Here is a 5,658-nt window from a genome sequence, read left to right on the forward strand (position 1 = left end):
GCGCCAGGACGCGGGTGTCGATGAGGCKCGGGCTCCCGGCCAGCCCGACGTAGACCACGCGGCCGGCGGGCTCGACGAGCTCGAGCGCCCGCGCCGGCAGCGACGCCGCGTTCGAGCAGTCGATCACGGCGTCCCACGGCAGCTCGGGCAAGACGTCCTGCGTCCAGACGTCGTCGAAGCCGAGCGACCGCGTGAACTGCATCGACCGCGCCGAGCGCCCCATCAGGTGGACCTCGGCGCCGGCGGACCTGGCGAACATGGCGACGAGCAGGCCGATCGTGCCCGCGCCCAGCACGAGGACCCGGTCGCCCGCGGTCAGGTCCGCGCCCCACACCGAGCGGAGCGCGTTGCCTCCCGGCTCGACCAGTGCGCCGAGGGTGTCGTCGACCGAGTCGGGCAGCGCGTGCAGCGACGTCGCCGGCACGGCGAGCTGCTCGGCGAGCGCGCCCGCGAAGCCGCCCCGGATGCCGACCTCGAACCGGGCCGCGCAGACGTGCTGGTGCCCGGCGCGGCACCGGCGGCACGTGCCGCAGCCGAGCATCGTGTCGCCGGTGACCCGTCGGCCAAGCCAGCTCCGGTCGACGCCGTCGCCCACCGCCGAGACGGTGCCCATCCACTCGTGCCCGATCCTCAGCGGGAAGGCCGCATGGCCCTCGTGCAGGTACTGCATCTCGCCGGTGAAGAACTCGACGTCGGTGCCGCACACGCCCACCCGTTGCACGTCGACGACGACTCCCCCGGGCCCGGCGACGGGCGACGGGACGTCCTGGACCTCGGACTCGCGCGGTCCGGTGAGCACGAAGGCGCGCACGGTCAGCGGGGTCCGACGACGGTCTGGCGCTGGACGCCGAGCCCGTCGATGCCGAGCTCCATGACGTCGCCGGCCCGGAGCCAGATCGGCGGCTGGAAGCCCATCCCGACCCCGGGAGGAGTGCCGGTGTTGATGAGGTCGCCCGGCTCGAGGACCAGGAACTGGCTGAGGTAGTGGACGATGAAGAACGGGTCGAAGACCATCGTCGACGTCGAGCCGGTCTGCCGCCGGACGCCGCTGACGTCGAGCCACATGCCGAGGTCCAGGACGTCCGGGATCTCGTCCGGCGTGACCAGCCAGGGTCCTGCGGGGTTGAAGGTCTCCGCCGACTTGCCCTTCGACCACTGGCCGCTGCGCTCGATCTGGAACGCGCGCTCGCTCACGTCGTTGACCACGACGTACCCGGCGATGGCGTCGCGGGCCTCCTCGACGGAGTCCAGGTAGCTGGTGCGCCTCCCGATGACGATCCCGAGCTCCACCTCCCAGTCGGGCTTGGTGGAGCCGCGAGGGATGCGGACGTCGTCGTACGGACCGATCAGCGTGTTCGGGGACTTGGTGAACAGGATCGGCTCAGTGGGGACGGCCTGCCCGGTCTCGGCGGCGTGGTCGCTGTAGTTGAGGCCGATGCAGAGGATCTGGTGCGGCCTGGCGATCGGCGCGCCGACGCGCTCTCCCTCGAACGCGCTGACCTGCCCGGCCGCGACGCGCTCGGCGACGACCGCGGGCAGGTGGGCCAGGTGTCCGCTGCCGAAGTAGCGCTCGTCGAAGTCGTCCACGACGTCCGCGAGGTCGACGTACGTGGCGTCGTCGAGCCGGGCGATCGGCTTCTCGGCGCCGGGGGCGCCGATGCGCATGAGCTGCACGTCTTCTCCAGTGGTGGTGCGGGTGGGAGGTCAGTCGTCGCTTCGGGTCGTCCACGACGCCGACCACGGGTGGGTCGGCGTGCCGGAGACTCCGACGTCGGCGAGGAAGAGCTTCCCCGCGTCGGGGTACTGCAGCAGGGCGTCGGCGTCGAGGTCGCGGGACGCCGTGGTCACCAGCAGCCGGTCGAGCAGCCTGCCGACGAAGGCGACGCTCGAGACGTGCGGTGCGGGCACGCGCACGACGTCGGCCGGCTCGCCCGTCGGCGTGAAGGACCTGACCTCGCCGCCCTCCCAGACGGCCACCCAGAGGTAGCCCCGGGCATCCACGCAGATCCCGTCCGGGTAGCCGTCGGAGATGCGCAGGTGCTCGCGGCGCGGGCCGACCGTGCCGCCGGCCGCGTCGTAGTCCCGTGCCCAGATCACGCCCGCGAACGTGTCAGTGCTGTAGAGCACCGAGCCGTCCGGGGACCACGCCAGGCCGTTCGACAGCGTGAGGTCGTCGTCGATCGTGGTGAGCGACCCGTCGTCCTCGACGCGCACCAGACGCTCCGCGCTCGATCCCACGTCATCGGCGAACGTGCCGATCACGAGGCGTCCGGCGGCGTCGCAGGCGCCGTCGTTCGCGCGGCTCGCGACGTCGGCGGCGATCAGGCGGGGTCCGCGCGAACGACCGCCGTCCGCCGAGATGACGACGAGCTCCTTCTCCTGCGCGACCAGAAGGCTGCCGTCGACGCCGGGGACGGCCACGCCGACCCGGCCGTCGAGGTCGATCCTGCTGACGATCTCGATCGTGTCGCCCTCGAGGTGTCCCCGGAACACGGAGCCACGCTCGATGTCGATCCAGATCACCTGGCCGGCGGCGGCATCCCAGACCGGGCCCTCGGCGAGGACGTGGCGCTCCGTGGTCGCGACGACCGCCTCGACGGTGCTCACACCTCCGCCTCGTCGAGGCGACCGTCGACGATCGTCCGGATGGCCGGCAGGTCGTCCACGAGCGTCCTCAGGGGCGTGCGGTAGGCGAGCGCGCTGATGCTGACCGCTCCGGAGACCTGCGACGGCGAGGCGARGTAGACCGGGAGGGCCAGGCAGTTGACGCCCTGCTCGTTCTCCTCGTCGTCGACGCTGTAGCCGCGCGCCCGGATCCCCTCGAGCTGCACGTGCAGCTGCTCGGGCGTCCCGGCGGTGCGAGCGGTCCGTTGCTCGAGCGTCCGGTCGCCCACCCACGCGACCACGGAGTCGAGGTCCGGGAGCCTCAGCGCCAGGAGCAGCTTGCCGACCGCGGTGGCGTGGGCCGGGTTCCGTCCGCCGATCGTCGACGTCAGACGCATCGCGCCGACGCGGGGGTCGACCTTGGCCCGATAGACGATGCTCGCGCCGTCCAGCACCGCGTAGTGCGACGTCTCGCCGTAGCGGTCGGTGAGCCTGTCGAGGATGGGCTGCACGCGGAGGTGATCGGGGCGAGCCTCGTGGTGGGCGAACGCGAGGCGCAGGAACTCGTCGCCGAGCAGGTAGCGTCCGCGGCCGTCCTTGCCGGCGAGGCCCGCCCGGCACAGCGAGGCGAGCGCCCGGTGCACGGTGGGCTTCGGGCTGGCCACGGCTCGTGCCATCTCGTCCAGACTGGCTCCGTCGGGGAAGCCCGCCAGCTCGACGAGCACGGCGAGGACCCGGTCGGAGCCGACGAGTCGGGCGTCGGAGACCTGTTCCGTGGCCGAAAGCGCGGGTGTAGCGTGCATCGTGTTCCACATGCTAGACATCGATTCCACGTAACGGAAGACGAGGCCGGTGGCAGAGCTGCGCAGCGCCGAGTGGTACGCGGGGACCGACCGCAACGCCTACATCCATCGGGCCTGGATGCGCCGGGGGCTCCCGCAGGACGCCTTCGAGGGCCGCCCGCACATCGCGATCGCGAACACCGCCTCCGACCTGACGCCCTGCAACGCGCACCTCGACGAGGTGATGGAGAGCGTGAAGGCCGGCGTCTACGCGGCCGGCGGGATCCCGCTCGACCTCCCGGTGGTCTCCCTCGGCGAGACCCAGGTGCGCCCCACCGCGATGCTCTGGCGCAACATGGCCGCGATGGCGACGGAGGAGATGCTCCGCGCCAACCCCATCGACGGCGTCGTCCTGCTGGGCGGGTGCGACAAGACCATCCCGTCCCTGCTGATGGCCGCCGCCTCCGTCGACCTGCCGGCGATCGTCGTCCCGGGCGGACCCATGAAGACCGGGACCTTCCGGGGTGTCCCGCTCGGCTGCGGGACCGACGTCTGGCGCCTGAGCGAGGAGGTCCGCGCCGGCACGCTCAGCCAGAAGGACTTCCTCGACAGCGAGTCCTCGATGATCAGCAGCCGCGGCCACTGCAACACGATGGGGACCGCGTCGACGATGGCGCTGGTCGCCGAGGCGCTCGGCATGGTCATCCCGGGCCTGGCCGGCACGTCCGCCGTCGACAGCCGGCTGCTCGAGAAGTCGCAGCAGACCGGGCGCCTGATCGTCGAGCTCGTCGCGCAGGAGCGTCGCCCGAGCACCTTCCTGACGAAGGGCTCGTTCCAGAACGCCATCGTCGCCCTCGCCGCCATCGGCGGGTCCACCAACGCGGTCGTGCACCTGCTCGCGATCGCCGGCCGCCTCGGGATCGACCTGACGCTCGACGACTTCGACCGGATCGGCTCGGGTGTCCCCCTGCTGGTCAACCTGCAGCCCGCCGGGACGTTCCTGATGGACGACCTCCAGCGCGCGGGCGGTCTGCTCTCGGTGCTGCGCGAGGTCAAGGACCTGCTCGACCCCGAGGCCCTGACCGTCACCGGCAGCCCCCTGGTCGCCTACCTGGACGAGGCGCGGATCTGGGACCCGGAGGTCATCTCCGTGCGGGAGACCCCGCTGATCGCCGACGCCGGCATCGCCGTGCTGCGCGGCAACCTCGCCCCCGGCGGCGCGATCATCAAGCCCGCCGCCGCCTCCCCCCGCCTGCTCACGCACCGCGGCCGGGCCGTCGTCTTCGACACGATCGAGGACCTGCACGCCCGCATCGACGACCCCGACCTGGACGTCGACGCCGACTCCGTGCTCGTCCTGCGCGGCTGCGGCCCCAAGGGCTATCCCGGGATGCCGGAGGTCGCCAACATGCCGCTGCCGAAGAAGCTGCTCGAGCTCGGCGTCCGCGACATGGTCCGCGTCTGCGACGGCCGGATGAGCGGCACCGCCTATGGGACCGTCGTCCTGCACGTGACCCCCGAGGCCGCCGCCGGCGGTCCGCTCGGGATCGTGCAGACCGGCGACTACATCGTCCTGGACGTCCCGAACCGGCTGCTGACCCTCGACGTGCCGCAGGACGAGCTCGACGCCCGGCTGCCCAGCAGCGCGACGCTGCACGGCTACGCCGCGCCCGTCCGGGGCTGGGAGCGGCTGTACGTCGACCACGTCCTGCAGGCCGACACCGGGGCCGACCTCGACTTCCTGCGGGGCTCGAGCGGCGACAAGGTCTCGCGTGAGTCCCACTGACGTCCCGACCCGGGTCCCCCAGGTCGACACGGCGCTGCTGGAGGCCCTCGAGCGCCGGGTGCCGGACGGCGTGCGCTCTCGCGCCTCCGACCGGCTCGCGTACGCCCACGACGCCTCCCACTACCTGCTGACCCCGCAGGCCGTCGTCGCCCCCAGCACCGTCGGCCAGCTCGCCGGCCTGCTCCGGGACGCGTCGGCGCGGGGCACCGCCGTGACCTTCCGGTCGGGCGGGACCARCCTCAGCGGCCAGGCGTCGACGGACGGCGTCCTCATCGACACCCGCCGGCACTTCCGCGACGTGGAGGTGCTGGACGGTGGCCTGCGGGTCCGGGTGCAGCCCGGTGCGACCGTGCGCTCCGTGAACGCCCGGCTTGCCCCCTTCCAGCGCAAGCTCGGGCCCGACCCCGCCAGCGAGGGCGCCTGCACCATCGGCGGGGTCGTCGCCAACAACTCGAGCGGCATGTCGTGCGGCACCGAGCTCAACAC

At 72.6% G+C, this 5,658-nt stretch carries 6 protein-coding genes; 2 read left to right on the forward strand and 4 right to left on the reverse strand.

Annotation, left to right across the window (positions count from 1 at the left end):
* From ACXJKG_RS18930 to ACXJKG_RS18945, 4 genes are all read right to left on the reverse strand, one after another.
* The coding region (locus ACXJKG_RS18930) for a zinc-dependent alcohol dehydrogenase (RefSeq protein WP_456847283.1) at positions 1 to 811 on the reverse strand (811 nt) is incomplete at its 3' end.
* A gap of 2 nt (positions 812 to 813) precedes the next feature.
* Complete coding sequence (locus tag ACXJKG_RS18935; RefSeq protein WP_456847284.1) at positions 814 to 1,674, reverse strand: fumarylacetoacetate hydrolase family protein; 861 nt, start codon at positions 1,672 to 1,674, stop codon at positions 814 to 816.
* A gap of 30 nt (positions 1,675 to 1,704) precedes the next feature.
* A complete protein-coding gene (locus ACXJKG_RS18940) occupies positions 1,705 to 2,607 on the reverse strand; it encodes an SMP-30/gluconolactonase/LRE family protein (protein ID WP_456847285.1) in 903 nt (300 codons plus the stop codon).
* Complete coding sequence (locus ACXJKG_RS18945) at positions 2,604 to 3,407, reverse strand: IclR family transcriptional regulator (protein ID WP_456847286.1); 804 nt, start codon at positions 3,405 to 3,407, stop codon at positions 2,604 to 2,606. Before ACXJKG_RS18945 ends, ACXJKG_RS18940 begins: the two co-directional genes overlap by 4 nt.
* Before the next feature lie 49 nt (positions 3,408 to 3,456).
* Here ACXJKG_RS18945 and ACXJKG_RS18950 point away from each other — a divergent pair, with 49 nt between their 5' ends.
* Both ACXJKG_RS18950 and ACXJKG_RS18955 read left to right on the forward strand, forming a co-directional pair.
* The gene (locus ACXJKG_RS18950) at positions 3,457 to 5,172 is read left to right on the forward strand and encodes a dihydroxy-acid dehydratase (protein WP_456847287.1); all 1,716 of its coding nucleotides are present in this window, start codon (positions 3,457 to 3,459) and stop codon (positions 5,170 to 5,172) included.
* Between the two features lie 34 nt (positions 5,173 to 5,206).
* On the forward strand, positions 5,207 to 5,658 hold a 452-nt coding region (locus ACXJKG_RS18955; RefSeq protein WP_456847288.1), incomplete at its 3' end, for an FAD-binding oxidoreductase.

It is taken from the genome of Cellulomonas sp. P5_C6 (assembly GCF_054049635.1).